The organism is Pseudomonas putida W15Oct28, assembly GCF_000708715.2.
Taxonomy (GTDB): Bacteria; Pseudomonadota; Gammaproteobacteria; order Pseudomonadales; family Pseudomonadaceae; genus Aquipseudomonas; species Aquipseudomonas putida_R.
Genome location: NZ_JENB01000009.1, coordinates 81,275 through 106,264, shown reverse-complemented (window position 1 = coordinate 106,264; position 24,990 = coordinate 81,275). Strand labels below are relative to the sequence as shown.

17 protein-coding genes are annotated in these 24,990 nt (G+C 62.0%); 12 read left to right on the top strand and 5 right to left on the bottom strand.

Annotated features, from left to right (window positions below; all coding sequences use genetic code 11):
• Positions 1 to 29: 29 nt before the first annotated feature.
• Genes AK81_RS08350 through AK81_RS08340 form a run of 3 tightly spaced genes read right to left on the bottom strand, consistent with a single transcriptional unit; the run spans position 30 to position 4,611 of the window.
• A complete protein-coding gene (locus AK81_RS08350; protein WP_043198201.1) occupies positions 30 to 1,349 on the bottom strand; it encodes a TldD/PmbA family protein in 1,320 nt (439 codons plus the stop codon).
• Entirely contained in the window at positions 1,349 to 2,791 is a 1,443-nt protein-coding gene (locus AK81_RS08345) for a TldD/PmbA family protein (protein WP_043198199.1), read from the bottom strand. The genes AK81_RS08350 and AK81_RS08345 overlap by 1 nt, the downstream gene beginning before the upstream one ends.
• A 32-nt stretch (positions 2,792 to 2,823) precedes the next feature.
• Entirely contained in the window at positions 2,824 to 4,611 is a 1,788-nt protein-coding gene (locus AK81_RS08340) for an acyl-CoA dehydrogenase (RefSeq protein ID WP_043198198.1), read from the bottom strand.
• Positions 4,612 to 5,028: 417 nt separating this feature from the next.
• Here AK81_RS08340 and AK81_RS29240 point away from each other — a divergent pair, with 417 nt between their 5' ends.
• From AK81_RS29240 to AK81_RS08325, 3 genes are all read left to right on the top strand, one after another.
• A complete protein-coding gene (locus AK81_RS29240; protein ID WP_154100745.1) occupies positions 5,029 to 5,538 on the top strand; it encodes a hypothetical protein in 510 nt (169 codons plus the stop codon).
• A 1,097-nt stretch (positions 5,539 to 6,635) separates the two neighbouring features.
• Positions 6,636 to 6,878: a hypothetical protein gene (locus tag AK81_RS08330; RefSeq protein ID WP_043198194.1), complete on the top strand. Its 243-nt coding sequence runs from the start codon at positions 6,636 to 6,638 to the stop codon at positions 6,876 to 6,878.
• A 155-nt stretch (positions 6,879 to 7,033) separates the two neighbouring features.
• Positions 7,034 to 7,297, top strand: a complete 264-nt coding sequence (locus tag AK81_RS08325) for a DUF3077 domain-containing protein (protein WP_043198192.1) — start codon at positions 7,034 to 7,036, stop codon at positions 7,295 to 7,297.
• A 124-nt stretch (positions 7,298 to 7,421) separates the two neighbouring features.
• Here the strand turns inward: AK81_RS08325 and AK81_RS08320 are convergent, their stop codons facing one another.
• Positions 7,422 to 9,071 carry an ABC transporter ATP-binding protein gene (locus AK81_RS08320; RefSeq protein WP_043198189.1) on the bottom strand — a complete coding sequence of 550 codons (1,650 nt, stop codon included), beginning with the start codon at positions 9,069 to 9,071 and terminating at the stop codon, positions 7,422 to 7,424.
• Positions 9,072 to 10,022: 951 nt separating this feature from the next.
• Between AK81_RS08320 and AK81_RS08315 the strand changes: the two genes are divergently transcribed.
• A complete protein-coding gene (locus AK81_RS08315; RefSeq protein WP_043198310.1) occupies positions 10,023 to 10,583 on the top strand; it encodes a hypothetical protein in 561 nt (186 codons plus the stop codon).
• Positions 10,584 to 10,926: 343 nt separating this feature from the next.
• Here the strand turns inward: AK81_RS08315 and putA are convergent, their stop codons facing one another.
• Complete coding sequence (gene putA, locus AK81_RS08310; protein ID WP_043198187.1) at positions 10,927 to 14,880, bottom strand: trifunctional transcriptional regulator/proline dehydrogenase/L-glutamate gamma-semialdehyde dehydrogenase; 3,954 nt, start codon at positions 14,878 to 14,880, stop codon at positions 10,927 to 10,929.
• Positions 14,881 to 15,237: 357 nt separating this feature from the next.
• Between putA and putP the strand changes: the two genes are divergently transcribed.
• The 8 genes from putP (at position 15,238) to AK81_RS08270 (ending at position 24,959) form a co-directional block, all read left to right on the top strand.
• Positions 15,238 to 16,716, top strand: coding sequence for a sodium/proline symporter PutP (putP, locus tag AK81_RS08305; RefSeq protein ID WP_043198185.1), 1,479 nt, complete (start codon positions 15,238 to 15,240; stop codon positions 16,714 to 16,716).
• Positions 16,717 to 16,901: 185 nt separating this feature from the next.
• Positions 16,902 to 17,738 carry a 23S rRNA (adenine(2030)-N(6))-methyltransferase RlmJ gene (locus tag AK81_RS08300; RefSeq protein ID WP_043198183.1) on the top strand — a complete coding sequence of 279 codons (837 nt, stop codon included), beginning with the start codon at positions 16,902 to 16,904 and terminating at the stop codon, positions 17,736 to 17,738.
• Positions 17,739 to 17,948: 210 nt separating this feature from the next.
• Positions 17,949 to 19,706 carry a carbamoyltransferase family protein gene (locus AK81_RS08295; protein WP_016501928.1) on the top strand — a complete coding sequence of 586 codons (1,758 nt, stop codon included), beginning with the start codon at positions 17,949 to 17,951 and terminating at the stop codon, positions 19,704 to 19,706.
• Positions 19,690 to 20,820, top strand: coding sequence for a glycosyltransferase (locus AK81_RS08290; RefSeq protein ID WP_043198181.1), 1,131 nt, complete (start codon positions 19,690 to 19,692; stop codon positions 20,818 to 20,820). The genes AK81_RS08295 and AK81_RS08290 overlap by 17 nt, the downstream gene beginning before the upstream one ends.
• Positions 20,820 to 21,716 (top strand): antimicrobial resistance protein Mig-14, encoded by an 897-nt coding sequence (locus tag AK81_RS08285; protein WP_043198180.1) that lies wholly within the window; start codon positions 20,820 to 20,822, stop codon positions 21,714 to 21,716. The genes AK81_RS08290 and AK81_RS08285 overlap by 1 nt, the downstream gene beginning before the upstream one ends.
• Complete coding sequence (locus AK81_RS08280) at positions 21,713 to 23,116, top strand: PIG-L deacetylase family protein (protein WP_043198179.1); 1,404 nt, start codon at positions 21,713 to 21,715, stop codon at positions 23,114 to 23,116. Before AK81_RS08285 ends, AK81_RS08280 begins: the two co-directional genes overlap by 4 nt.
• A 48-nt stretch (positions 23,117 to 23,164) precedes the next feature.
• Positions 23,165 to 24,121 carry a glycosyltransferase gene (locus tag AK81_RS08275; protein ID WP_019472402.1) on the top strand — a complete coding sequence of 319 codons (957 nt, stop codon included), beginning with the start codon at positions 23,165 to 23,167 and terminating at the stop codon, positions 24,119 to 24,121.
• Positions 24,122 to 24,185: 64 nt separating this feature from the next.
• Positions 24,186 to 24,959, top strand: coding sequence for a glycosyltransferase family 2 protein (locus AK81_RS08270; protein ID WP_043198177.1), 774 nt, complete (start codon positions 24,186 to 24,188; stop codon positions 24,957 to 24,959).
• Positions 24,960 to 24,990: the final 31 nt, after the last annotated feature.

Below are 24,990 nucleotides of genomic sequence, written 5' to 3'. Positions count from 1 at the left end.
TTTAGCCGCGAAAGGGCCGGCAAGTCCAGTCACAATGTCAGGGTCAGGCCTTTGACCAGTGCTCCGGGCAAATGACTCGACCCGGTACTGCGCTGCCCATAGGTGCTGGTCGACAAGATCATCTCGCGCTCCCGGGTCAGGTCCTCCAGCTGGCTACCCAGCAGGCTGTACAGGCTGTCGTCGAAGCGCATGGTGCTCACCGGCCCCTGGATCTGCCCGTTTTCCACCCAGAAGGTGGCGAAGCGGGTAAGCCCGGTCATGCGTGCTGCCGGCAGGTCAGAGTAGTTCAGGTACCACAGGTTGCTGATGTACAGCCCGGTGCCCAGCCGCTCAAGGACCTGCTCGTTGGCCAGGTTGCCCGGTGCGAGGCTGAGCGCGCAGGGCGACTCGTAGCTATCGGCACCATTGGCCTGTAGCTCGAACTCGGCAGCACTGCGCGCACTGATCAAGCGTTGCTGCGCCTCGCCTTGCTGGATCAACGGCACATCCAGGCGTGGTGCGCCTTCATCGGAAAACGCCGGGCTCAGCGAGCCGCTGACCTGCTCGGTAACGCTCACCAGTGGGCTTAACCGTGCATCGGCGTTGTACAGGCGTTGCAAGGCGCTGTTGCCGGTGGCGAGGGCCTGTGCGGAAAAACCGCCCCAGCACAGCATGCCGGCGATTTCGTCCATGGCCGCAGGCGCCAGATAGGCACGGTAGCTACCGGGTTTGAGGGTAACTGCCGGGCGGCCGAGGAAGCCGAGCTGTTCACGTGCCTGGCGCAGGCGCTCGGTGAAGTCGTCGGCGTTCCACAGCTGGCCGGCATAATTGGCCTTCACCGCCTGGCCGTTTTCGTGGAACAGGCTCCAATCGAAGTTGAAGCTGTTGGCCTGGTGCCAGCCAAAGGCGCCGAACGAACTGGCAAAGCCCCGGCAGATCGGGCCGGCAGCGTAGATGCCAACCAGGTCCAGGTCACCGGCCTCGCCGTCGAGCAAGGCCAGCACTTCGTCCAGCTCGGGCAGGGGTTGTTCCTGCAGGCTGTGGCTGTGCCAGGCGCTTTCGTCCAGGCGCAGGTAAGGGTCGATGGCCAACAGCGGCAAGGTCTGGCGCAGTTGTGCCAGGGCATCGGCCAGGCGCTGGCGGTCCAGTTGCACGTCACCGCTCAAGGTCACCTGTTGTTCCGCCTGGCGCCCGTCACGGACCAGCCGCAGTTGCGCGCTGGCCTGGCTCACTTCACCGGCCTGGCGCACCTTGGCGTGGTTGAAGCGCACGAATTGCGACTGTTCGGCGCTGTAGCCGAGGGTGAACTGCTCGCCTGCTTGCAGGGCGGCGCGCACATCCCTGACCAGTGTTTCGAAAGTGTGTTTCATCAGGCGTCCCCTCCGAATACGTCGATCTGGCGGAATACGCAGGCCGGCGAGGCATGGCCGACCCGCACCACCTGGTTAGGTTCGCCTTTGCCACAGTTGGGCGTGCCCAGTACCTGGAAGGTGCTGCGGTCGCCGACGGCCGACAGGTTGCGCCAGAACTGTGCGGAGATGCCGCGGTAGTTGGGGTTCTTGACGATGCCCTTGAGCTCGCCGTTTTCAATCAACTGGCCAAATTCACAGCCGAACTGGAACTTGTTGCGCGCATCATCGATGGACCACGAGCGGTTGGTACGCATCAGGATGCCGTGCTCGATGCCCTGCACCAGCTGCTCCAGGCGCTGGTCGCCCGGTTCGATGTTGAGGTTGGCCATGCGGTCGATCGGCGCACGGTTCCAGCCACAGGCGCGGCTGTTGGCCACGCCGTCCAGGCCGGAACGGAACTGCGACAGCGCGCCGCCCAGTGGGCGCAGCAGCAGGCCGTCGCGGATCAGGAACTGCTTGCTGGCCGGGGTGCCGTCATCATCAAAGCTGTAGCTGGCCAGCTCCTCGCCGATGGTCGGGTCGAAAGTCACGTTCAACAGGCTGGAGCCGTACTGCAGGTGGCCGAAGTCGCTGGCTTTGACGAAGCTGGTGCCCGCGTAGTTGCGCTCGTCGCCGAGGATGCGGTCCATTTCCAGCGGGTGGCCGATGGACTCGTGGATCTGCAGCATCATCTGGTCGGGCATCAGCAGCAGGTCGCGCGGGCCGCTGGGGGTGTTGGGGGCCAGCAGCAGTTGCAGCGCCTCATCGGCGACCTGCCGGGCGGCGCCGACCAGCCCACAGCGCTCGATGATCTCGAAACCGCCCTGCTGGCCGAAGTTGTCGCGGCCCAGGCTACGGCTCTGGCTGTCCTGGCCATCGCTGGCGGTTACGCCCAGCCCCGGGAACAGGAAACGCTGGGCATGGCGCAGTTCGGCACCCGCCGAGTTGAGGTAGGTTTGCTCGACCAAGGTCAGGCCCAGGTTGGCCTGCCAGTCCACCAGGCGGCTGTCCTTGGGCACGCTGGCCGATTCGGCAGCCAGCAGGCCAAGGCAGTCGGCGAGGGAGGGCACGGGTTGCTCGAAATTGGGCGAAATGTGGTCGTGACGGGCATTGGTCACTGGCTGGTCGCGCAGGTCGAGCAGGCTGTGCGGGGCGATCTGCCGGGCCAGTGCCTCGGCTTGTTCCAGTGCGCGTTGCAGACCAGCCTGGGACAGGTCGGCGGTGGCCGCGTAAGCCTCCACGCCATTGACCCGCACGGTGAGCATGGCGCCTTCGTCCTGGCTGAAGAACGGTGGTTCGGCAACGTTGCGACGAACCGACAGCGCCTGGTGCGACTGTTTCACATGGCGCAGGGAAAACAACTCGGCCGTACTGCGCAGCGCGGCAAAGCGCTGGCGCAGCAGGGCGCTGGAATCGAACATGCAAAAGCCTCCGTGTACACGGTGGCTCCCCCTTAGAACCACTCGTCCTGCATGGTGAGGCAAGTGTTGTCGCGCGCCTCGAGCAATGCCAGCTCATTATGGCAGCCCGGTACTTCCCAGGTCAGGAAATAACGCGCGGCCTGCAGCTTGCCGAGGTAGAAGTCGCGGTCGGCGGGGTTGCCCTTGAGCAAGCCAAGCTCGGCGTGAACCGCCTGCTCCAGCCAGCGCCAGCCGATCACGCAGTGGCCGAAGGCCTTGAGGTACAGGGCCGAGTTGGCCAAGGCGCCAGCGACCGTGCCCTGGGCCAGGTCGCCGAGCAAGGCCAGGGTGACGCCTTGCAGGCGGTTGACCAGTTGCTCCAGCGGCTGGCGCAAGGGGTCGAGGTTGGGGTGGTGGCTGGCACGTTCGCCGGTGCCCGCGATCAGGCGAATCAGCTGCTTGAGCCCGGCCCCGTTGTTTTGTGCCAGTTTGCGGCCGAGCAGGTCGAGCGACTGGATGCCTTCGGTACCCTCGTGAATCGGGTTCAGGCGATTGTCGCGGTAGTACTGCTCCACCGGGTATTCGCGGGTATAGCCGTGGCCACCGAGAATCTGGATTGCCAGTTCGTTGGCCTTGAGGCAGAACGTCGAGGGCCAGGACTTGACGATCGGGGTAAGCAGGTCGAGCAGCGCCTGCGCTTGGTTGCGGGACGTTTCGTCATCGGCAGTCTGGGTGTCGTCGAACAGGCGCGCGGCGTACAGGCCCAGATCGAAGGCGCCTTCCACGTAAGCCTTCTGCGCCAGCAGCATACGTTTCACATCGGTGTGCGCGATGATCGGCACTGCCGGGCTGAGCGGGTCCTTGCTGTCCGGCAGCCGGCCTTGTGGCCGTTGGCGGGCGTATTCCAGCGAATACAGGTAACCGGCGTATCCAAGCATCACCGCGCCCATGCCAACGCCGATGCGCGCCTCGTTCATCATCTGGAACATGCAGGCCAGGCCCTGATGCGGCTGGCCGACCAGGTAGCCGACGCACTGGCCGTTGTCGCCGAAGTTCAGCGCGGTGGAGGTGGTGCCGCGCCAGCCCATCTTGTGGAACAGCCCGGCCAGCAGCACGTCGTTGCGCGGGCCACGGCTGCCGTCCGGGTTTGCCAGGTACTTCGGCACGATGAACAGCGAGATGCCCTTCACTCCGGGCGGTGCATCCGGCAGCTTGGCCAGCACCATGTGCACGATGTTTTCCGACAGTTCGTGGTCGCCACCGGAGATGAAGATCTTGTTGCCCTTGAGCCGATAGCTGCCGTCGCCCGCAGGTTCGGCCCGGGTGCGGATGTCGGCCAGTGAAGAGCCTGCGTGGGGCTCGGTCAGCGCCATGGTGCCGAAGTAGCGGCCCTCGATCATTGGCTGCAGGAACAGACGCTTCTGTTCCTCTGTGCCGAAACTCTCGATCAGGTTGGCCGCGCCCATGGTCAGGAACGGGTAGGCCGTGGTGCCGGCGTTGGCGGCCTGGAAGTGGGCGAAGCAGGCCTGCGAGACCAGGCTGGGCAGCTGCATGCCGCCGACCTCGAAGTCCCGGTTGGCGTTGAGGAAGCCGGCTTCGAGGAAGGCATCGACGGCGGGCTTCACTTCGGGGATCAGCTCCGCGCGGCCATCCACGTAGCGCGGCTCGTTTTCGTCGGCCTTGCGGTTGTGCGGGGCGAAGTACTTTTCGGCGATGGTGCGGGCGGTAGCCAGTGCCGCGTCGAAGGTTTCACGGCTGTGCTCGGCGAAGCGCGGGCGCTGGGTGAGGGCTTCGGCGTCGAGTACTTCGTAGAGCCCGAAGGCGAGGTTACGGGGGCTCATGGTGGCGGTCCTGAGGCGGGATGCTGCGAGTGTAGGGAATCGGGTGGGGTGGGGGGAGGTTAATAGGTTTGGGTGATATGGGTGTAGAAAGTGCAATGAGACCTAGCGGTCGGGCATCTGCTGGATCTTATTACCCAGGCAAAACAGAGAAATTTCCCACAACGTTTTCGGACGTTGCCATGCAGCTTTCTTGAGTTAAACCATGTAATTGTCAGTTTTTGGAATAAAGGATTGGCAATGGAAAAGCTCACTCGCTGGACGGATGTCAGGAAGAAGGATCTGTGCAAGGTCGAAAACCCATTCTTTGCGGTCTCGATAGTTAGAGATAATTTGAAAAGTAGAGGTTATGTTCGAGAAATATTTGGTGTGACCGAGCTCTTGAAGGAATGTGGTCTGTATTAAAGCTCGGTTAGCCTTATGAGCGATCAAGTTGATAGGGCACTCAGGCCGGTTGCGTCAGGCGAGTGGATGCTGATTAGAGACGAAGCATTCAAGCCCATAAATACCGAAGAGAATTGGTATGCGAGGCTTTGCAGTAGGCAAAATGATGGCGATTTTTTGATTAACACTGTCTCTGATGTGAGTGGTCCGGGCAAATGGAAGATAACGTCTATGCGTGTTAATAAATTTGCCTCGAGTGCTGCCTTTGTTGCGAATTACCTGGTGTCGAGAGGCGATGAAGGTCGAGCCTTTTTGTCGTCAGGGAAAGATTTTGCGAATACGACGCGAACGGTAACTCAGGAGTGGGTGCCGCTTGGCGCTGAGGATCGCAACGTTGCATCGTCTTCAGCAATCCATAGATATGGTATGGAGCGGATAGTCACGCAAATTTATGTGGAGGCTGATGATGCCTGGGATGTATCGGGAGCTTCATGGCATTGGCGGCCAGTCATCGCCAACGAAGAGTATGAGCTAAAACAAAAATGACTTGGAGCATGGATTTGACAAAGTCAACGCGGTTGGTCGGTTTGCTTTGGGCGGGTATGGATGCTTTTTACATTTCTTTCGTGGTATTCAGTAGCTTGAATAGAGGTGTGACGCCCTTTGTGAGTGACTTCAATTCTGCCCTTGCAAACATGGAGCAGTGGGGGGGAGGGCTTGAGTTCATTATTTGGATGGGGCTGGCCGTCCAGATATCCCTTATCGCCAGTAGTATATTGCTATGTTTGGGGAAAATCTCCGGAGTCTACTTGGCTGGTGTTCAATTCCCTTTTCGCATTTTCTTTATAATTCCCTCGTTTTCCTTGATTTTGCTATTGCCTGATACCAGCACGTGGTTTTGGTTGACCCTTGTCGTTGCATCTGAAGGGGCTAAAGTCTGGAGCCTTTGGTGGCTCTGGCGAAGGCGTACGTGAAGGACTTAGGGCATAAAGTTGCTTGCCTTGATGTTTTCTGCGCCTGTGAGATTGGGCGCCGCCCGCGCGGCGCATCGCGACGCAAGGCCGCTCCTACATTTGTTTCGGGCCAGTCCATCCTGTGAGACCACCGCTGTCCGCCTTGTTTGTTCCATGCGGTATTGAAGGGAGCGCAGTCGCTCTTTATCTATCTCCAGCCATGCACCCAGGCTACGCGCGCCATAGGCACAGGAGAGACTGGCCCGAAACAAATGTAGGAGCGGCCTTGCGTCGCGATGCGCCGCGCGGGCGGCGCTCGATCTCACAGGCGCTGCAAAGGCTGAGGCGAACACCTTCCAGCCTCACCGCATTCCGGCCAGCTTCGGCAGACCATTTTAGGTTTTCACCTATTCCATGTAGTCCATTTCCCAAACATACTCCCAACCCCCTTCAAGCCATTGCGGTGCTCTGGATCGGGCCCTAGTCTCGGATGGTCGCTGCCAAATCAGTGACCGGCTTTGACAGGCCGTCCAGAAAATTCTCATGGCCTTCGTCTTTATGGCGGCTGTGTATGGGGCACTTCGTGTGCGCCGGGTTTTTGGTTTTTTCTGCCGGTCTGTCAACCCATGCACAGCTGCCACCCTCTTGTTTGACAGCAGATGGTGGTGGTCCTTACCGAGAAAAAATCCAATGCTGAAGATAGTCCCCGATCCACCCTATAACGCCCATTCCCTTGAAGACACCCTGATCCAGGCCACGGACTACGCGCTATGCGCAGCCACCGTGGTGCATCAGGCGTTGCTGCTTCAGCCCAGATCACCGGCTTCGATCCTGATGATGACCTCGATGCATGAACTTGAGGCGCTGCGGGCTTTGCTTGAGTCGGCATTGGTTCAGGTGCAGATGCCAGCGGAGCCGCGGACTTCGCACTAAGGCTGATTAATGTGTTGTGAGGGCCGACCCCTTCGCGGGCACGCCCGCTCCCACAGGTTCACCACAATCTTCAAGACTTGCACAGTACCTGTGGGAGCGGGCGTGCCCGCGAAAGGGCCGGCCCAGGCATTAGAGAATCTTCAGGGGATCGAACAATGACAACAGAAGACACCCAGTTCACCGTCGGCAAGACCGCTTTTTACCAAGGCGAAAACGGCACCCATCCACTGTTCCGAATCGAGCCCGGCATTCCGTGCAGGGATGCCCGCGAGCAGTCCTCGGAATTGATGGGCTATGTACGCGAACTGACCATCACCGGGCTGATGGACGAGAAACCGATGATGATCTGGGCTGCGCACTACCTGAGCGCTATGGCCAAGGCGCTGATGGATGATGCCGAGTTGGGCATGAAGCAGTGAGTGGCCGCCTTCGGATCGCATGAAGGCTGACAGGTGTTCGCCACAACATTTTCTGCGCCTGTGAGACCGCGCGGCGCATCGCGACACAAGGCCGCTCCTACAGGGCCTGGTAATGCAATGTAGGTTATGTGCGAGCGCCCGGTAGCCCAGCGTCCTGAGCGATCTTCGTTTTCACTTGGTGGATGATCCGTCCCTCGCTCATGGTGATCACCCGATCAAAGCGTGAAAGGGCACTCTGATCGTGCGTTACGCAGATCAGCCCTTTCCCTTGGAATGTTTCGAACAGCAGATCCCAGGTTCGCGCAGCCGATCCGGCATCAAGCCCAGCTGTGGGCTCGTCAAAGAAATTGAATTCGCCGGGCCGGTTAAGCAAGCGAAGCAACGTCAGCCTGCGTGCTTCTCCACCCGAAATGGATTCTGCGCGTGCATCCAGATCAAGCTCGTACCAGTCTTTGCTCAGCCCCAGGTGTTCAAGCCATCGTTCGATTTGAGCGCGATCATGAGCATGCTCGAACAATACCGCCCGGGGCAGTGGACCGGGTATGAAGTAAGCATCCTGAGGGCAGAGTCGTAAACGACTGAATTGCTCACACGCGCCGAGCGCAGCCAGGCATCTGCCGTGCAAGTGAACATGCATGCGCAACTGGAATACCGTTCCTGCCAGCGCATGCAGAAGTGTCGACTTGCCGCACCCGCTGGGCCCAACCAGTGCGACCCGTTCTCCTGCACGAATTACCAAGGGCTCATCGATCAGCAGTTGCAGCGCGTTTCGAGCGCTGAGTTGGCAGGGGGTAATGCAAAGCCCTGCGTTTTCATTTTTAGGCTCTGCCTCTATGGAGACTGTCGGTCCGAACACAGGAAGCCCGAGCCAGTGTTCGAGCTTGCGTTTGTCGAGTCTGAATTGGTCGAGCACCCGCCAGGCTTCCGCCAGTTGTGCAACGCCGGCGAGCAATCCACTCACCAGGGTAAAGAGGGCAACAAGCTCGCCCAGGCTCAGATGCGGTGTTGCCTGGGATTGATCTTGAATACCCCACAAGAGCAAACCACCACTGCCCAGGCCAATGAATAGAGTACGCAAGCCCTGAAGCCATCCGCCACTGTAGGCAACCCCTACCGCTGAGTCGGCATAGCCCGACAGTGTCTGGTTCACGGGAATCATTGCGGCATCCTCGGCCTTCTCCAGCTTGACCGTTGAGGCGCTGGCGAAGGTATCAACCCATTGTTCCGCCAGCTCGTCCTCCCGCGAGTTGACTGCCTCGATACGGGGCCGGCGCCAGCGCACCAGCCGATCGTTTGCCCACAGGTACGCCAAGCTCAAGGGGACCAGGCCGATCAAAACCGAGGTAGCTCCGAGGTACGTGAACAGCGTGATCAGTACCACAGCTTCGACCAGTACCGGCCATGCCGAGCCGATCAGAAAGCCTAGCCATCGCTCCTGGGCCGTAATTCCTCTATCCAGCACCTTTACCAAGGTTCCGCCATGGAGTTGTCCATAAGCCTCGAAACGTTTGTCCAGCAACCCTCGGCACCAGCGCATGGAAAGCTGCTTCACGCGCTCCTGGCAGAGCCGCGCCAGGCACCAGGCTTGCAAAGGGGTCAACGAGGCTTGTAGGGCGACAAGGCATATGAAGGCACCGAGCAGAACGAGAGAAGACGAGGCCGAGGTGGACAGGTTGTCGATAATGTCAGCCAGGATCAGGGCTGGTACGACGGTCGCGACTTTGAGAACTAACGTCGCGCTCAACGCGGCGAGGATGCCGGGATAGATATGCATATGCCTTGCGTGCGTTCTCCATGTGCTGGGATGCCGGGCCTGATTGCTGATGACGGCATGGAACGGAGTGGCGCTGGAAGGTTTTATCTTTCAATAAGTTCAGCGGGTTGTCTGCCTGCCAAGCGTTTGGAAATGTATCCGGGCGGCGTTTCAACGCCTCGATGAACCCGCTTCCACAGGTACTGCATCTGCCTTGAAGCCTGGGGTGACCCTGTGGGAGCGGGTTTACCCGCGAAGAGGCCCGACCAGGCAGCAGAGATACCTCAAAGGGATTGATTAATGGCGCTGATGGAAGTTGCTCAGTTGGGCATGCGGCAGTGAGGGCTTGTCTTCGGATCGCATGAAGGCTGACAGGTGCTCGCCACAACATTATCTGCGCCTTTGAGATCGAGCGCCGCCCGCGCGGCGCATCGCGACGCAAGGCCGCTCCTACATCTGTTTCGGGCCAGTCCATCCTGTGAGACCACCGCTATCCGCCTTGTGTGTTCCATGCGGTATTGAAGGGGACGCAGTCGCTCTTTATCGATCTCCAGCCATGTAGGAGCGGCCTTGCGTCGCGATGCGCCGCGCGGGCGGCGCTCGATCTCAAAGGCGCAGATAATGTTGTGGCGAGCACCTGTCAGCCCAACCCCATCGTAAGCCAAGCGCCCATGTTGTCGGTGAAGCAGTGGAGTCCAAATATGAAATCTATGATAGATATTTTTGTGATTATGCTTTAGAGGCCACTTCTGGTCGTGCCGCGCGTGGACTGCTGAACGCTGTAATATCTGGGGCAGACACCTACAATCCCGCCGTGCGCGCGCGGCCATACACGCCGACACAAACAGCGCCAGTTCATCTTACAAACTGAAGCGATGTTTCCCACGCAGTCCGCTGGTGCCGGACTGCTGCGGATGGAGTGCCGCATGGCTTTGAATGCGCGTTCGCGTATTTAAAGGGGACACATTTCATATGAGTGATTTTGCAAATGGCGTCACGGCTGATAATAAAGCTGAACAACCGCCTTTCTTCGTGGTTTCATCGGGCAAGTTGGCTGTCGTGGGGTTCTTTACCTTTGGCATTTACTGGCTTTATTGCTTTTATCAAAACTGGAAACTGCACAAAGCCAGAACCGGTGAGGAGGTTAGCCCTTTCTGGCGCTGCTTTTTCGCGTTTCTCTTCATCTACCCACTGTTGAGGCGGGTGAACGACTGTATTCGTGAGTCGGGAAAGGCCAGTGAGTGGTCCATTCTCGGGTTAACGCTTGCGCAATACGCTTTGGCCGTGGCCGGAGTCGCCGTCAACGCAATGCTTGAAGGGCGACCGGCAGCTGTCCTGCTGGCGTCGTTCGTGTGTCAGGCAGCGTGGGTAATGCTCTTTATCGCGATGCAGAACGGCATCAACCTCAGTGCGGGGGATGTGTCGGGGCAATCCAACAACCGCCTGACGCTGGCCAACTGGCTGTGGATGCTGCCCGGTATTGGGCTTCAGTTGATGATGGTGTTTGCTCTGGTTGTAATCGCAATGGCTTGATGCCTGTCAGTGGGGCGACTTGTTGTCCCACATTTGTTTCGGGCCAGTCCATCCAGTGAGGCACCGCTGTCCGCCTTGTTTGCTCCATGCGGTATCGAAGGGAGCGCAGTCGCTCTTTAATCGATCTCCAGCCATGCACCCAGGGTACGCGCGCCATAGGCACAGGAGAGACTGGCCCGAAACAAATGTAGGAGCGGCCTTGCGTCGCGATGCGCCGCGCGGGCGGCGCTCGGTCTCATAGGCGCAGACAATGTTGTGGCGAGCACCTGTCAGCCCAACCCTATCTGAAGACAAGCGCCCATAAAAAAGGAGAGCCGAAGCTCTCCTTTTTTATCAACAGCGATCAGCCAATGGTCATCAGGCTGGCATTACCACCCGCCGCCGCAGTGTTCACACTCACCGCCCGCTCAATCACCAACCGCTCCAGCGCAATCTGGTGATCCCCGCTGGACAGCCCGTGCACACCGACGATCGCCCCGGCGCGCTTGGCCACCTGCTGGCACACGCCGCGCAGCTGGTCCGAGTCGCCATGGTGGATCACGGCGTCGAACGCCACTTCATCCTTGTTCCAGTCCGCCACCAGCTTGACCTTGGCCTGCAGCTCACGCGGCAGGCGGGCACGCAGGGCCTTGCCCGGTTCGCTGTCAGCCCACACCGCCGAGCTGCCAACGGCCAGGACTGCAGCCAGTTGCGCCAGCAGATCGACTTCGTTGTCCGCCAGGCACAGCACGTGCTCGCGCGGCAGGATGGTGTAGCTGTTGCGCTCGCCGGTAGGGCCTGGCAGCAGGCGGGCGATGCCGCTTTGCGACTGGCTGGCGAACTGGTCGCACAGCGCAGCCAGGTCGGCCAGCTGGTTGCTCTCGGCCCAGGCCTTCAGGCCGTGCAGCGGCTTGACCAGCTGTTCGTGCAGGGTGCGGTCCGGCTTGCCTTCGCCGTCCTGCTGCTGGAAGTGGCGGCCAATCGCGTCGGCCGGGCGGGTCGACAGCAGGCGGTACAGGTACAGCGGGCCGCCGGCTTTCGGGCCGGTGCCAGACAGGCCTTCACCACCGAACGGCTGCACACCTACCACTGCACCCACAATGTTGCGGTTGACGTACATGTTGCCGGCGTTGGCGTTTTCCACCACCTTGGCGATGGTCTCGTCGATGCGGGTGTGCACGCCGAGGGTCAGGCCGTAGCCGGAGTTGTTGATCTGCTCGATCAGTTGGTCCAGGTTGCGGCGGTTGTAGCGCACCACGTGCAGTACCGGGCCGAAGATTTCGCGCTTCAGCTCGTCGAAGCTGTCCAGCTCGATCAGGGTTGGCATGACGAAGGTGCCGCGCTTGACCTCGGCAGCATCGGCAATGGCCACCTGATAGACCGAACGGCCTTTCTCGCGCATGCCTTGGATGTGCTTCTCGATGCCGGCCTTGGCTTCGGCGTCGATCACCGGGCCAATGTCCACGGCCAGGCGGTCCGGGCAACCCAGGCGGCTTTCGGCCATGGCGCCCTTGAGCATTTCGATCACGCGGTCGGCGGAGTCTTCCTGCAGGCACAGTACGCGCAGGGCCGAGCAACGCTGGCCGGCGCTGTCGAAGGCGGAGGACACCACATCGATCACCACCTGCTCGGTCAGTGCCGAGGAGTCGACGATCATCGCGTTCTGGCCACCGGTTTCGGCGATCAGCGGAATCGGGCGGCCCTGGTTGTCCAGGCGGCCGGCAACGTTGCGTTGCAGCAGGCGGGCCACTTCGGTGGAACCGGTGAACATCACGCCTTTGACGCGCTCGTCACCGACCAGGCCGGCACCGACGGTTTCGCCGCGGCCTGGCAGCAGTTGCAGCACGCCCTCGGGGATGCCGGCTTCCAGCAGCAGGCGCACGGCCTGGGCCGCGATCAGCGGGGTTTGCTCAGCGGGCTTGGCCAGTACGGGGTTGCCGGCGGCCAAGGCAGCGGCCACCTGGCCGGTGAAGATTGCCAGCGGGAAGTTCCACGGGCTGATGCACACCACCGGGCCCAGCGGGCGGTGGGCGTCGTTGCTGAAGTCGTTGCGTGCCTGCACTGCGTAGTAGCGCAGGAAGTCAACGGCTTCACGCACTTCGGCGATGGCGTTGGCGAAGGTCTTGCCGGCTTCGCGGATGAGCAGGCCCATCAGCGGCTGGATTTCGGCCTCCATCAGGTCGGCGGTGCGTTCCAGAATGGCAGCACGCTCGGCCGGCGGGGTGGCCTGCCAGATCGGCGCGGCGTTCAGTGCGCACTGGATGGCGTTGTCCACGTCGGCAACGGTGGCTTCCTGCACATGGCCGACCACGTCGCGGTGATCCGCCGGGTTCAGTACCGGCGCGGCAGCGCTTTCGCTGGCGGCGCAGGCCAGCAGCGGGACGGCCTTCCAGTCGTTGTGAGCGGTGGCCAGCATGGCGCAGGACAGCGACGCCAGGCGGTGTTCGTTGGCCATGTCGATGCCGGCCGAGTTGGCCCGCTCAGTGCCATAAAGGTCACGCGGCAGCGGAATGCGCGGGTGCGGCAGGCCGATGTTGCCTTCCTGGGTGCCCATGCGCTCGATGCTGGCGACCGGGTCGGCGACCAGTTCCTGGATGGAAATCGAGTGGTCGGCGATGCGGTTGACGAACGAGGTGTTGGCGCCGTTTTCCAGCAGGCGACGCACCAGGTAGGCCAGCAGCGTTTCGTGGGTGCCGACCGGTGCATAGACGCGGCACGGGCGGTTCAGCTTGCCATCGGCAATCTTGCCGACCACCTGCTCGTACAGCGGCTCGCCCATGCCGTGCAGGCACTGGAACTCGTACTGGCCCGGGTAATAGTTTTGCCCGGCAATGTGGTAGATCGCCGACAGGGTGTGGGCGTTGTGGGTGGCGAACTGCGGGTAGATGGCTTCAGGTACGGCCAGCAGCTTGCGGGCGCAGGCGACGTAGGACACGTCGGTGTACACCTTGCGGGTGTAGACCGGGTAGCCTTCCAGGCCTTCGACCTGGGCGCGCTTGATCTCGCTGTCCCAGTAGGCGCCTTTTACCAGGCGGATCATCAGGCGGTGGCGGCTGCGCTTGGCCAGGTCGATGACGTAGTCGATCACATACGGGCAGCGCTTCTGGTAGGCCTGGATGACAAAGCCGATACCGTTCCAGCCCGCCAGCGACGGCTCGAAGCACAGGCGCTCAAGCAGGTCGAGCGACAGCTCCAGGCGGTCGGCCTCTTCAGCGTCGATGTTCAGGCCGATGTCGTACTGCTTGGCCAGCAGGGTCAGCGACAGCAGGCGCGGGTACAGCTCTTCCATCACGCGCTCGTACTGGGCGCGGCTGTAGCGCGGGTGCAGTGCCGACAGCTTGATGGAGATGCCCGGGCCTTCATAGATGCCACGGCCATGGGAGGCCTTGCCGATCGAGTGGATGGCCTGCTCGTAGGATGCCAGGTACTTCTGCGCGTCATGCTCGGTAAGGGCGGCTTCGCCGAGCATATCGTAGGAATAGCGGAAACCCTTGGCCTCGAAGCGGCTGGCATTGGCCAGGGCTTCGGCGATGGTCTCGCCGGTGACGAACTGCTCGCCCATCAGGCGCATGGCCATGTCGACGCCCTTGCGGATCATCGGCTCGCCGCTCTTGCCGATGATGCGGGTGAGCGAGGAGGTGAGGCCGGATTCGTTGTGGGTGCTGACCAGCTTGCCGGTCAGCAACAAGCCCCAGGTGGCGGCGTTGACGAACAGCGACGGGCTGTTGCCCAGGTGCGGCTGCCAGTTGCCGGTGCTGATCTTGTCGCGGATCAACGCATCGCGGGTGCCCTTGTCGGGGATGCGCAGCAGGGCTTCGGCCAGGCACATCAGCGCCACGCCTTCCTGGGATGACAGCGAGAACTCCTGCAGCAGGCCCTGGACGATGCCGGCACGGCCGCCAGCGCTCTTCTGGTTGCGCAGTTTTTCGGCGATGCCGGCGGCCAGCTTGTTGGTGGCTTCGGCCAGGGGGGCGCTCAGGCGCGCCTGCTCCAGCAGCATCGGTACCACTTCCTGCTCGGGGCGGCGGTAGGCGGCGGTGATCGCCGAGCGCAGTACCGACTGCGGCAGGATGCTTTCGGCAAATTCGAGGAAGCACTGGTGGCTGTGGTCGGCCTGAACATCGCCGGCGTCATCAGCCAGGCTGGTGGCTTGGCCGTTGAGTTCGGTCAGGGTGGCACCACCCTCGAGCTTCTCCAGGTAATTGAAGATCGCTTGCTTGATCAACCAGTGCGGCGTGCGGTCAATCGACTGCGCAGCTGCCTTGAGTCGCTCACGGGTCGGGTCATCGAGTTTGACCCCAAGGGTGGTCGTCGCCATTTCTTATCCTCGTTATTGCCACGGCTGTGGCCTAAGCTGGCGCCAAGAGTAGCTGTAGGACAATTCGGGTGCAACCAGGTGCAACCCGAATTTTTTGTGTAAAAGGTGCAACTCGTCTGACAGACATTTCCACACCCTGAAAAGGGGCGTTTACGGTGCGTTTTATTCTGAAAAACCGGCTTGATGCTCCCAAAAGGAGCAAAAAAGCGGCTTTTACAAAAAATGCTCCAATGGGTGCAACTTGCAATAGAAAAATGGTTGCACCTGCTTTGCGTTGTTGCATAGGATTCGCCGCCTGGGTGCAACCGCCATGGCTGCGGTTGTGCATGAGATAAAAACAAACGCCAGGGCACACGCATGGGCAATCCACTAACGATCACTTTCGTGATCTACATCGCGGCAATGGTGCTGATCGGCTTCGCCGCCTATCGCTCCACCAACAACCTTTCCGATTACATTCTGGGCGGTCGCAGCCTGGGTAGCGTGGTTACCGCGCTGTCTGCCGGCGCATCCGACATGAGTGGCTGGCTGCTGATGGGCCTGCCGGGCGCCATCTACTTCTCGGGCCTGTCCGAGGCCTGGATCGCCATTGGCCTGACCGTTGGTGCCTACCTGAACTGGCTGTTCGTGGCCGGCCGGCTGCGCGTACAGACCGAACACAACGGTGATGCACTGACCCTGCCGGATTACTTTGCCAGCCGCTTCGAAGACAAGAGCGGCCTGCTGCGTATCATTTCGGCGATCGTCATCCTGGTGTTCTTCACCATCTACTGCGCCTCTGGCATCGTTGCCGGTGCCCGTCTGTTCGAAAGCACCTTCGGCATGCCGTACGAGACTGCCCTGTGGGCTGGCGCCGCGGCTACCATCGCCTACACCTTCGTCGGTGGCTTCCTGGCGGTGAGCTGGACCGATACGGTGCAGGCTTCGCTGATGATCTTCGCGCTGATCCTGACCCCGGTGATCGTGCTGATCTCCACGGGCGGCTTCGACACCACCTTTGCCGCCATCGAGGCGGTGAACCCGGCGAACTTCGACATGTTCAAGGGCGCTACCTTCATCGGCATCATCTCGCTGATGGGCTGGGGCCTGGGCTACTTCGGCCAGCCACACATCCTGGCGCGCTTCATGGCTGCCGATTCGGTGAAATCCATCGCCAACGCCCGCCGCATCTCCATGACCTGGATGATCCTGTGCCTGGCCGGTACCTGCGCCGTGGGCTTCTTCGGCATCGCCTACTTCTCGGCCAACCCGGACCTGGCAGGCCCGGTCACCGAGAACCACGAGCGTATCTTCATCGAACTGGCCAAGATCCTGTTCAACCCATGGATTGCCGGTGTGCTGCTGTCGGCTATCCTGGCGGCGGTGATGAGCACCTTGAGCTGCCAGCTGCTGGTGTGCTCCAGTGCGCTGACCGAAGACTTCTACAAGGCCTTCCTGCGCAAGAACGCTTCGCAGGTCGAGCTGGTATGGGTCGGTCGCCTGATGGTGCTGGCCGTGGCACTGATTGCCATCGCCATGGCTGCCAATCCGGAAAACCGCGTGCTGGGCCTGGTGGCCTACGCCTGGGCCGGCTTCGGTGCTGCCTTCGGCCCGGTGGTGCTGATTTCGGTACTGTGGAAAGGCATGACCCGTAACGGCGCGCTGGCCGGTATCGTGGTCGGTGCGCTGACCGTGATCCTGTGGAAGCAGATCGATACCTGGGGCCTGTACGAAATCATCCCGGGCTTCCTGCTGGCAAGCATCGCCATCGTTGTGGTGAGCAAGCTGGGCAGCCCGTCGCAGGCGATGGTGCAGCGCTTCGAAACTGCCGATGCGGCGTATCACGCTGACAAGTAACACCCGTTGAACCGGCGGCGCCTGCTTCGCGGGTGAACCCGCTCCCACAGGAACTCCACGGCCTTCAAAAGCTGTGCAGCCCCTGTGGGAGCGGGTTCACCCGCGAAGCAGGCGCCGCCGATCGACAGCCAGGCCTGACTCCGCCTGCAAGGCAAGGTAAACTTGCCGCCTTCGCAGGAGTTGCCATGAACTATCGTCACGCCTTCCACGCCGGCAACCACGCCGACGTCCTCAAACACATCGTGCTGACCCGCCTCATCGCCTTGATGTCGCGCAAGGAGCAGCCGTTCGCCTACATCGATACCCACGCAGGGCTCGGTCTGTACGACCTGCAAGGCGACCAGGCAACCCGCACCGGCGAGTACCTGGAGGGCGTCGCCCGCCTGTGGGGCCGTGATGATGTGCCGGCCATGGCTGCCGATTACCTGCGCGTCATCAAGCGCCTGAACGCCGACGGCGAGCTGCGTTACTACCCCGGCTCGCCCGAACTGGCTCGCCGCCTGATGCGCCAGCAAGATCGCGCCCTGCTCAACGAGAAGCACCCTGAAGACGGGCCGCTGCTCAAAGAGAACATGAAAAAAGACCCGCGTGTGGTCGTGCACCTGGGCGAAGGCTGGCATGTGCCGCGGGCCTTGCTGCCGGTGCCGGAAAAGCGCGCAATCATGCTGATCGACCCGCCGTTCGAACAGGCCGATGAGCTCAAGCGCTGCACCAATTCCATGAAAGAGGCGATCAGCCGCATGCGCCAGACCGTCGCGGCCATCTGGTACCCGATCAAGGACCAGCGCTCGCTGACGCGTTACTACCAGGACCTGACCAGCACCGGCGCGCCGAAGCTGCTGCGGGTCGAGCTTTATGTGCACCACCAGGACAGCCCGCAGGGCCTCAATGGTTCGGGCCTGGCCATCGCCAACCCGCCGTGGGGGCTGGAAGAAGAGCTCAAAGAGCTGCTGCCGTGGTTGGCCAAGGAGCTGGCGCAGACGGATGGTAGCTACCGCATGGACTGGCTGATTGCCGAGTAAACCACTGTCTTGGAGTCTCTGTGGGAGCGGGCGTGCCCGCGAAGCAGGCGCTGCGGTGCATGGCACCGGCTTTGCCGGTGTTCGCGGGCGCGCCCGCTCCCACAGGTTAAGCAGTGCCTCCCCTGATGTTTGCGTTATAATCCCGCCCTTTAGCCGCCACCCGCCCAAGAGGCCGCTGGCGCATTTTTACCGAATGAAGAGGCTAATCCCTTGGCATTGACGATTCTTGGCCTGTCCGGCGCCCTTAGCCATGACCCTTCCGCGGCCCTGTACATTGACGGCAAGCTGATTGCCGCCGCCGAAGAAGAGCGCTTCGTGCGTGACAAGCATGCGAAGAACCGCATGCCCTACGAGTCGGCGAAGTTCTGCCTGGAGCAGGCAGGCATCAAGCCGTCCGACGTCGACGTGGTAGCCATCCCGTTCGCCCCGATCAGCCTGTTCGGCAAGGCGCGCTGGCACTATGCCAAGCGTTACTGGTACGCCCCGGATCGCGCCCTCGACGCCATCCTGATGGGCAACCGTCGCTACAAGCGCTACCGCAAGAAGATCGTCTGGTGCCTGGAGCAGCTGGGCTTCGACCCGAAAAAGGTCAAGATCGAGCCGGTCGAGCACCACCTGGCCCACGCCTCCAGTGCCTACCACTGCTCGGGCTTCAAGGAAAAAACCGCGATCCTCGGCATTGACGGTAAAGGCGAATACGCCACCACCTTCTTTGGCTACGGCGAAAACGGCAAGATCCACAAGATCAAGGAATTCTTCGACCCGGACTCCCTGGGCGGCCTGTATGGCGCGATCACCGAGTTCCTCGGCTTCGAGATGCTCGACGGCGAGTTCAAGGTCATGGGCATGGCGCCCTATGGCGACGCCAGCAAGTACGACTTCTCGCGCCTGGCCAGCTTCGAAAACGGCGAACTGGTGATCAACACCGAGTACGCCAACGTCATCGGCCTGCGCCGCTATAAAGAGAAGGGCAAGGGTTTCTACTTCTCGCCGAAGTTGATCGAATGGCTGGGCCCAAAGCGCGAAGGCGATATCGCCGACGAGCCTTACATTCATTACGCGGCCAGCATGCAGGCGCTGTTCGAGAAGCTGGCGCTGCAGATGATCGACCACTACCTGGGCGACACCCTGCGTGAAACCGGCAAGCTGGCCTTCGCCGGCGGCTGTGCGCTGAACGTCAAGCTCAACCAGAAGATCATCGCCCGTCCGGACGTGAAAGAGCTGTTCGTCCAACCGGCCTCCGGCGATGCCGGTACTGCCGTCGGCGCCGCAGCCTATGTTTCCCACGCCCGTGGCGTACCGGTCGAGAAGATGGAACACGTCTACCTCGGCCCGTCGTACTCCAACGAAGACGTGATCGCCGCCTGCGCCCGTCACCCGGACCAGCCGAAGTGGCGCAAGCTCGACAACATGCCGCAGCAGATCGCCCAGATCATGGTCGATGGCAACCCGGTGGCCTGGTTCCAGGGCCGCATGGAGTTTGGCCCGCGTGCCCTGGGTGGCCGTTCGATCATCGGCTGCCCGAGCGTCGAAGGCGTGGCTGACCGCATCAACCACCAGATCAAGTTCCGCGAGCGCTGGAGACCTTTCTGCCCGTCGATGCTCGACACCGTCGCCCCGCAGATGATCAAGGTCGACCACCCGGCGCCGTTCATGACCTTCACCTTCGAAGTGGCTGAAGAGTGGAAGACCCGCGTACCGGAAGTGGTGCACGAGGACGGTACTTCGCGTGCCCAGGTGCTCAAGCGCGAGTACAACCCGCGCTACTACGACATGATGAAGGCGCTGGAAGACCTGACCGGCAACGGCGTGTCGCTGAACACCTCGCTGAACCGCCGTGGTGAACCGATGATCTGCTCGCCGACCGACGCCCTGAACATGTTCTTCGGCTCGGACCTGCAGTACCTGATCATGGAAGACATCCTGGTTGTGAAGGACGGCGCGGCCGCGTATGACCAGCCGCTCTGAACCGCGCATCCTGCAGTTCTGCCATGGCTATGACGGGCCGTTCCTCGACTGTGCCCGTCAGTACGCCAGCCTGTTCCAGGGGCGTGGCTACCAGGTCACCACGGTGTTCCTCACCGGTGCAGCCGACCCGCAGGTAGCGGCCGGCTGCGCATCGGACGAGGTGCTGTTCCTGGAGTTCAGCTCCAAGGCCGTGCGTGGCCTGAAGCTCGGCGCCATCCGTGCCTTGCGGCGCATTGCGGCCGAGCGCAACTTCGCCTTCTGCATTGCCCACCGCTTCAAGCCGATCTACGTGGCCCTGCTGGGTACCGGCCTGCCGGTGATCGGCGTGCACCATGCCTTTGGCGACTATGAGCGCAAAGGCCGTCGGCTGTTCGCCAGCCTGTTCAGCAAGCGCCTGAGCCTTTTGGGCGTGTCGGATGCGGTGCGTGACGACATGCGTCGCTGCCTGCCACAGTGGCCGGCCGAACGCATCCAGACCCTGTACAACCGCATCGACATCGGCGCCCTGCAAGCGGCGCTGGTGCCGCGCGCCGAGGCGCGCCAGGCCCTGGGCCTGGATGCGCAGGCGTGGGTCGTCGGCAATGTAGGGCGCCTGCACCCGGACAAGGACCAGGCCACGCTGTTGCGCGGTTTTGCCCAGGCGCTGCCCGGGCTGCCGGCCGGTGCACGCCTGGCGATCCTCGGCAAGGGCCGGCTGGAAGCCGAACTCAAGGCCCTGGCCGCCGAGCTGGGCATTGCCGGGCAGGTGGACTTCCTGGGCCAGGTGCCGGATGCACGCCGCTACTTCCAGGCCTTCGACGTGTTTGCCCTGAGCTCCGACCACGAGCCGTTCGGCATGGTCCTGCTCGAAGCCATGGTCGCCGGTGTGCCGGTGCTGGCCACGGCCTGTGGCGGGGCCCGCGAAGTGGTCGAGGGTGTGGGTGTGCTGTTCCCGTTGGGCGATGCCGCACAGCTGGCTCAGGGGCTGAAGCATATGGCCACGCTGGACGCAGAACAGCGCCAGGCCTGTGCCGAGCACATGCTGCAACGCCTGCATGAGCGCTTCTCCGACCAGGCGGTGCGCGAGGCCTTCTGGCAGCTGCCGCAGGTGCGTGCGCTGGTGGGGCAGGCCTGATGCTCAATCGTATCCAGGCCTTCCGCGAACGCGGCTGGCAAACTATCGACGCCAAGGCCTATGCCGAGGCGTGGGCGCGCTTTGGTGGCAGTGTCGCCACCCATCCGCTGGTGGTCGAGCAACTGGCTGACCTGGCGCAGATCCCGGTGCGTTACCTGGGCTGGTACCAGGCCGGCGAGCTGAAAGCCGCCATCCCGACCTGGGGGCGCCACCTGGCGCTGGCCAAGGACGTGCTCAAGCATGCCGGCAAGAAAGCCCTGTTCGACCTGGGCAATGCCGAAATCATCCTGCCAGCGGCGGCCGATGCCGCTGCACCGTTGCGCCATACCGCGCGCTACCTGTCCGAACTGAATCAGGGCCGCTTCAGCGGCCTCAAGGCGCAGAAGGAACAGCTGGCGATGGCGCGGGCGCATGAAGACCTGTCGAAGAAATTCCGCTACAACCAGCGCCGCGAACTGCGCCTGCTGGAAGAGGCGGGTGGCGTTGTACGCCCGATCAGCGACTTCAGTGCGCAGGAAGTCGCCAGCATGTATTGCGACCTGTTCCAGCGCCGCTGGGGTTTCCCGGCCACCGGTGCCGAGCATATGGCTGAGGTGCTGGCACGCCTGCGCGAGTTGTTGATCGGCTCGGTGCTGATGCTGGACGGCAAGCCGATTGCCATTCAGCTGGTGTACCGCGTCGAAGCGCCGGAATGGGTCAGCGTCGAGTACATCAATGGCGGTGTAGACCCGGAAACCAAGGCATTCAGCCCCGGCAGCGTACTGAGCTTCCTCAATACCCAGGCCGCCTGGGAAGATGCCCGTGCGCGCAACAAGCCATTGCGCTTCTCGTTCGGCCGTGCCGACCGCGAATACAAGGACCGTTGGTGCAACCCTGTGCCGGTGTATCAGGCGTGAGCCGCAAGCAGCAGTTGCTCAAGCGCCACCGGCGCAACAAGCGCCTGGGCTTGCTGGCGGGCCTGATTGCACTGGTCGCCCTGGGTGTATTCGCCTGGTGGTGGCTGCCGCTGTTGCTGTTGCCGCTGCTCTGGGCCGCCCACGAGGCCTGGTTTGCCGACCACCTGTTCTACGCGCCGGGCGAGGACTACGTCTACGACTTCGGTGACCAGGCGCGGCAGGTTGTTGCCAGCCTGCACGATGGCCTGCTGAAGGCCGATTGCGTGCTACAGGGCGATGAAACCCTTGTGCTTGAGCTGCGGGTAAAAGGCAGCTGGCTCGGGCGGTTCCTCGACCCGCAGGTCGTGCTGCTGGCGGGTGATCAGGCCGACCGGCAAACCTTCGAGCGTGGCGTCGATGGCGTGCGTTTTCTTAACCTGACCGGCCTGGCTGCGCCGCTGCAAGCCGGCACGTTGCGCCTGCGTGGTCGTCATTGCCGGCTGCTGGGCCAACCGCGCCTGTGGATAACGCCAGCGGTCGAACTGCAACGGCGCCGGGTGATGGTGATTGCGCCGCATGCCGACGACGCCGAGCTGGCTGCGTATGGCCTTTACAGCCAGGCTGATGAAACCTGGGTGGTGACGCTGACTGCCGGTGAAATCGAGGCCGAGCACTACCAGCAGATGGGCCTGGCCAAGGCTGAGGCCGCGCGCCTGAAGGGGCGCCTGCGCGCCTGGGACAGTATCGCCGTGCCGCGTTGGGCCGGTGTGCCGGAGTCGCGTTGCGTACAACTGGGTTATTTCTGCCTGCAGTTGCCTGCCATGCAGGCCGCGCCAGAGCAGCCAGCTGCTTCTCGCGAGGCCGAGCTGGCCGATATCCGTGTGTTCCGCCAGTTCAACCCGTTCCCACTGCCGGCTGACAGCGATGGTGCGCCAACCTGGCACAACCTGCTGGCCGACCTGCGTGCCTTGCTGGAAATGGCCAGGCCAGAAGTACTGGTGATGCCGCACCCGCAGCTCGACCCGCACCCCGATCACATCTGCGCCCAGGCGGCGGTACTGGAGGCCTTCCAAGGCCTGGCCTGGCAGCCACAAACCCTGCTGTGCTACGCCAACCACCTGCATGACAACGACCGCTGGCCCATGGGCGACAGCGGCGATGGCGTGGCCTTGCCGCCGCAGTTGAGTGCTGCACAGGCCTGGGCACCTTGCAGCCTGGTGCTGGACATGGCTACCCAGCACGACAAGGCCATGGCCCTGGGCATGATGCACGACCTGCAGCCGCCCGCGCCGTTCAAGCGCCGCCTGCGCCGCTTGCTGCAACGCTGGCTGGCCGGGCGGCGGCCGTCGCCTTATGGGGAGAACGAGTTCTTCCGCAAGGCCGTGCGCCGACACGAACTGTTCTGGCGACGCGAGCTGTAAGCACGCCCCATGGTTGACCGCGATGGCGCAGAGCGCCCAAGGAAAGCAATGAAAGTCCTATTTCTGGTGCAGAAGGAACAGCGGGCGATTCTCGACCGCCTGTACGATGGCGTCGCGGCCAACTGCGAGTGCGACCTGCGTTGGCTGACCAGCGAAGACCAGCGCAACCTGCGTCGCTATTTCAAGCGTGAAGTGCAGGTCGAGCGCTATGACCGCATCGTGTTCTTCCTGCGCTTCAAGCAGGAGATCCGCCAGGTGGCCTTCATTCGCACCGTACCCAACCTGGTCATCCTCGAGCACGACGCCTACCAGAACTACATCCCGTGCAAGTACACAGGCAAGTTCAGCGCTCATTACCGCCAGCTGCCATGGGCGCGGGTGATCAGCTCTGGCTACATGGTCAGCGAGCGCCTGCGCCAGGAAGGTTTCGACGCCGTGTTCGTGCCCAAGGGCTACGACGAGCAATTGCTGACCGACCAGGGGCGTGAGCGCGACATCGAACTGGCCTTCGTCGGCAGTGTCAACAGCGTGGCCTACAGTGGGCGCAAGGCGCTGCTGGACGAGTTGGGGCAGGTCGAGAACCTGCTGGTAACCCGTACCAAGTCGGGTGAAGACTATTGCAACACGCTCAACCGGATTCGTTTCTTCGTCAGTGCCGACGTCGGCATGGGCGAATACATGATCAAGAACTTCGAAGCCATGGCCTGTGGCTGTGTGTTGCTGGCGTACGACCAGGGCGAGGAAGAAAACCGCGCATTGGGCCTGCAGGACATGCACAACGTGGTGTTCTATGACAACATCCCGACCCTTCAGGAAAAGCTCCGCCGTTTGCGTGCAGACCCTGAACTGGCTCGGCAGATTGCAGAAAATGGCCGCCATCTGGCGGTTTCCCGTTTCAGTTTCGCCGCAGTTGGACGTAGCATCGTCGACCATATGCGCCCGGCGCTCAGGCCCCACCCGCCGTTGTCTGCGTGGCAGCGGCTGCGCCTGAAGCTGGGCATCTAAATACGAGCTTTCGCGCCCAGGAGCGGGTGTCGGAAGCCGATAGTCGCAATGCGGAGGGAGTCCGGTGCGCTTTTCAGAAGAGAGTGACGTCACGCTTGTCGTGACCAGTTGTGGGCGGTTCGATCTGCTCAAAGATACCCTTGAGAGTTTCGATCGCTACAACACCGCGCCCATTCGCGAAGTGTTCATCACCGAAGATTCCGGTGACGATGCCGTGCATGGCGCAGTGCCAGAGCACTGGAAACCGCACTGCAAGGTGTTCGTCAACCGGCCCAAACTCGGCCAGTTACCGTCAATCGACCTGGCCTACAGCCACGTCAAGACGCCGTACATCTTCCACTGCGAAGACGACTGGCATTTCTACCGCCAGGGCTTTGTCGAAGACTCGCGGGCCATCCTGGAAGTCAGCCCCAACCTGTTGCAGGTATGGCTGCGCAGCCATGCCCATGACCTGGCCGTACACAGCCCGTACATCCACCTGGGCGATCGCCAGATCATCGCCGGTGTGCCGTGCTACCCGCTGCTGTCCGACAAGGCCGAATGGCAGGCATTTTCGCTCAACCCCGGCCTGCGTCGATTGAGCGATTACCAGCGCTGTGCGCCATTTGCCGCCTATGCTGGAGAGAAGGCGCTTTCCCGACGCTACGCTGAGTTAAATCTGACAGCGGTCACCTTGGAGGGTGATGCAGTATTGCACACAGGATTTGGCAATCACGTGACCTTGCCCATTGAAGTGGAGCGCAAGGCCAAGCGTCGCCAACGTGATCGGATCAAGCTGGCATTGACGCTGGTGACAGGTGCCTTGATTGGCATGGTTATCACCCTTTTTGTTCAATGAAGTCGCTGTCCCACCTGACATGAGCGGGAGA

Excerpts from the sequence above, each read along its gene's own strand:
- AK81_RS08350 (WP_043198201.1), bottom strand. The coding sequence starts at position 1,349 with ATGAAACACACTTTCGAAACACTGGTCAGGGATGTGCGCGCCGCCCTG.
- AK81_RS08345 (WP_043198199.1), bottom strand. The coding sequence starts at position 2,791 with ATGTTCGATTCCAGCGCCCTGCTGCGCCAGCGCTTTGCCGCGCTGCGC.
- AK81_RS08340 (WP_043198198.1), bottom strand. The coding sequence starts at position 4,611 with ATGAGCCCCCGTAACCTCGCCTTCGGGCTCTACGAAGTACTCGACGCC.
- AK81_RS29240 (WP_154100745.1), top strand. The coding sequence starts at position 5,029 with ATGAGCGATCAAGTTGATAGGGCACTCAGGCCGGTTGCGTCAGGCGAG.
- AK81_RS08330 (WP_043198194.1), top strand. The coding sequence starts at position 6,636 with ATGCTGAAGATAGTCCCCGATCCACCCTATAACGCCCATTCCCTTGAA.
- AK81_RS08325 (WP_043198192.1), top strand. The coding sequence starts at position 7,034 with ATGACAACAGAAGACACCCAGTTCACCGTCGGCAAGACCGCTTTTTAC.
- AK81_RS08320 (WP_043198189.1), bottom strand. The coding sequence starts at position 9,071 with ATGCATATCTATCCCGGCATCCTCGCCGCGTTGAGCGCGACGTTAGTT.
- AK81_RS08315 (WP_043198310.1), top strand. The coding sequence starts at position 10,023 with ATGAGTGATTTTGCAAATGGCGTCACGGCTGATAATAAAGCTGAACAA.
- putA (WP_043198187.1), bottom strand. The coding sequence starts at position 14,880 with ATGGCGACGACCACCCTTGGGGTCAAACTCGATGACCCGACCCGTGAG.
- putP (WP_043198185.1), top strand. The coding sequence starts at position 15,238 with ATGGGCAATCCACTAACGATCACTTTCGTGATCTACATCGCGGCAATG.
- AK81_RS08300 (WP_043198183.1), top strand. The coding sequence starts at position 16,902 with ATGAACTATCGTCACGCCTTCCACGCCGGCAACCACGCCGACGTCCTC.
- AK81_RS08290 (WP_043198181.1), top strand. The coding sequence starts at position 19,690 with ATGACCAGCCGCTCTGAACCGCGCATCCTGCAGTTCTGCCATGGCTAT.
- AK81_RS08285 (WP_043198180.1), top strand. The coding sequence starts at position 20,820 with ATGCTCAATCGTATCCAGGCCTTCCGCGAACGCGGCTGGCAAACTATC.
- AK81_RS08275 (WP_019472402.1), top strand. The coding sequence starts at position 23,165 with ATGAAAGTCCTATTTCTGGTGCAGAAGGAACAGCGGGCGATTCTCGAC.